The organism is Acidovorax sp. HMWF018, from assembly GCF_003061035.1.
Lineage (GTDB): Bacteria > Pseudomonadota > Gammaproteobacteria > Burkholderiales > Burkholderiaceae_C > Acidovorax > Acidovorax delafieldii.
Map to the genome: position 1 here is coordinate 1953 of NZ_QAIM01000081.1, position 2203 is coordinate 4155.

3 protein-coding genes are annotated in these 2203 nt (G+C 67.3%); 1 reads left to right on the top strand and 2 read right to left on the bottom strand.

Annotated features, from left to right (window positions below; genetic code table 11):
• Positions 1–2 precede the first annotated feature (2 nt).
• Positions 3–938: a succinylglutamate desuccinylase/aspartoacylase family protein gene (locus DBR23_RS02950; RefSeq protein WP_108497266.1), complete on the top strand. Its 936-nt coding sequence runs from the start codon at positions 3–5 to the stop codon at positions 936–938.
• A 43-nt stretch (positions 939–981) separates the two neighbouring features.
• Here DBR23_RS02950 and DBR23_RS02955 read toward each other — a convergent pair whose 3' ends face one another.
• Together DBR23_RS02955 and DBR23_RS02960 are read right to left on the bottom strand one after the other, a co-directional pair.
• Positions 982–1197 carry a hypothetical protein gene (locus DBR23_RS02955; protein WP_108497267.1) on the bottom strand — a complete coding sequence of 72 codons (216 nt, stop codon included), beginning with the start codon at positions 1195–1197 and terminating at the stop codon, positions 982–984.
• Between the two features lie 128 nt (positions 1198–1325).
• A partial coding sequence (locus tag DBR23_RS02960; RefSeq protein WP_369882076.1) for a DMT family transporter occupies positions 1326–2203 on the bottom strand: 878 nt, incomplete at its 5' end.

Below are 2203 nucleotides of genomic sequence, written 5' to 3' on the forward strand. Positions count from 1 at the left end.
CCATGACGCAGAACCCCCCCGTTTTTGAAGTCCTCCCCCGCGACCTCTCTGCCTACCGCCAGGGCAATGTCGGCATCGACTATGTGCACCGCTTCGAGTCGGGCAAGCCTGGCCCGCATGTGCTCATCAATGCACTCACGCACGGCAACGAGATCTGCGGCATGGTGGCGGCCACCCACCTGCTGGACACGGGTGTGCGTCCCCTCATCGGCACGCTGACCGTCAGCTTTGCCAACGTGGCCGCCTACGAATCGTTTGACCAGAGCCGTCCGTTCGAGAGCCGACAGCTGGTGCACAACCTCAACCGCATCTGGTCGGCGGCCGAGCTGGACGGCACGGCCGACAGCCCCGAGCTGCAGCGTGCCCGCATCCTGCGCCCCGTGGTGGCTGCGGCCGATCACATCCTCGACATCCACTCGACCAGCCAAGACGTGCAGCCGTTCTGGGTGTACCCAGCCTACCCGCGCAATGCGGGGGTGGCGCTGGCCATCGGCCGCCCGCCGGTGCACCTGGTGATGCCCAGCGGCCTGGGTTCGGGCACGCCGCTCATCCAGCACGGTCGCCACGGGCAGGCCGAGGGAGATGGGGTTGCGCTGGTGGTGGAATGTGGCCAGCACTTCCGCCAATCGGCGGCCGACATGGCCACGGCGGTGGCGCTGGACTTTCTGGCGCACTTTGGCCTCATCGCACCGATGGCCGACCGGCCCACGCCCGCCGAGCAGCGCCGCTACGAACTGCTGGAGACCTGCATGGTCCGCACGTCGGACTTCCGCTTCACAAAGCCCGTGCAAGGGTTTGAAGTGTTTGCCAAGGGTGACCTCATCGCCACCGATGGGCCGCACGAGATCCGCGCGCTGTGCGACGACTGCACCGTCCTCATGCCCACCCGCGAGCCCATCGTGGGCCGCGAGGCGGTGTACCTCACGCGGCCGATCTGATCCGGCTGGGGCGGCAGGGAGGTCCGGGGCGTGGGCGCCCGGGCTATTTCTTGAAATGGATCTTGCCGTCCTTGACGTACTGGTTGAACTGGTCGGGAGGTAGCGCCGCAGACCCGACGATGTCTTCTTCGACCGACCAGCTCAGCGTGGTGCTGTCCGCGCTGGTGGTCACCTCGATCGGGCCCTCGGGGATCGCGATCGGGGCGCCGTCGCCTGGGGTGTAGGTCACGTGGCCGTGGACGGTGGCGTGTTGTGTCATGGCGATTTCCTTGCGGTAGTGCCGCTGTGTTCGTCGCTTCATTACAGGGTGAACTGCCTGACTGCCGTGTCAGCGCATGCCGCGCCGGAGCGACGGCAAGTGGCCGGTTTCGCACCGGTTCGCGCCGGTCAGGGTGGCACCACTGCCTGCGTGCGCTCCTGGCGCACCAGGTACAGGCCGCTGCCAATGATGATGGCGCCGCCCAGCAGCGTGCTGTAGCCCGGGACCGTCTGCCACAGCACCCAATCCAGCCCCATGCCCCAGGCCAGCGCCGTGTATTCAAATGGCGCCACCACGGAAGCCTGCCCGTGGCGAAAGGCTTCGGTGATCGCCAACTGGCCTGCAAACCCTGTGATGGCGAGCCCTGCCACCAGTGGCCAATGCACCTGCGCCACGCCCACCCAGTGCGGCCAGGCCAGCGCGCCGGCACCCAGTGCCAGCAGCGTGGTGGTCCAGAACACCAGGCTGGCACTGGAGTCGGTGCGGGTGAGCATGCGCCCCGTGATGGCCGACACCGCATAGCAGGTGGCTGCCGCCAGCACGGCCAGTGCGCCCAGGGTAAAGAACGCCTCCTGATTGGGTCGCAGCGCCACCAGCACGCCCACCATGCCCAGCGCAATGGCGACCCAGTGGGCAGCGCGCACCTTCTCGCGCAGCACCACGGTAGACAGCGCAGTGATGAGCAGCGGCGCAATGAAGAACAGTGTGTAGGCCTCGGCCAGTGCCAGTTCGCGGATGGCAAATGCAAACAGTGCCAGCATGGCCACGTTGAGTCCGCCACGCAGCAAGTGCAGGGGCCAGCGCACCTTCAGCAGCCGTGGCACCTCGCCACGCCACAGCGCATAGAGCGCCACCAGCGGCAACGCAGCCCAGCCCCGCAACGCCGCGACCTGCATGGCGGGGTAGTGGGCGCTCAGCGTCTTGAGCAGCGCATCCATCAGCGAAAAGAAACCCACCGCAGCCACCATGGCGATGATGCCCCGCAGGTTGCTGGACGGTGTAGCCT

Bases quoted from the DNA above. Each gene is read 5' to 3' on its own strand.
- DBR23_RS02955 (WP_108497267.1), bottom strand. From the start codon at position 1,197: ATGACACAACACGCCACCGTCCACGGCCACGTGACCTACACCCCAGGC.
- DBR23_RS02950 (WP_108497266.1), top strand. From the start codon at position 3: ATGACGCAGAACCCCCCCGTTTTTGAAGTCCTCCCCCGCGACCTCTCT.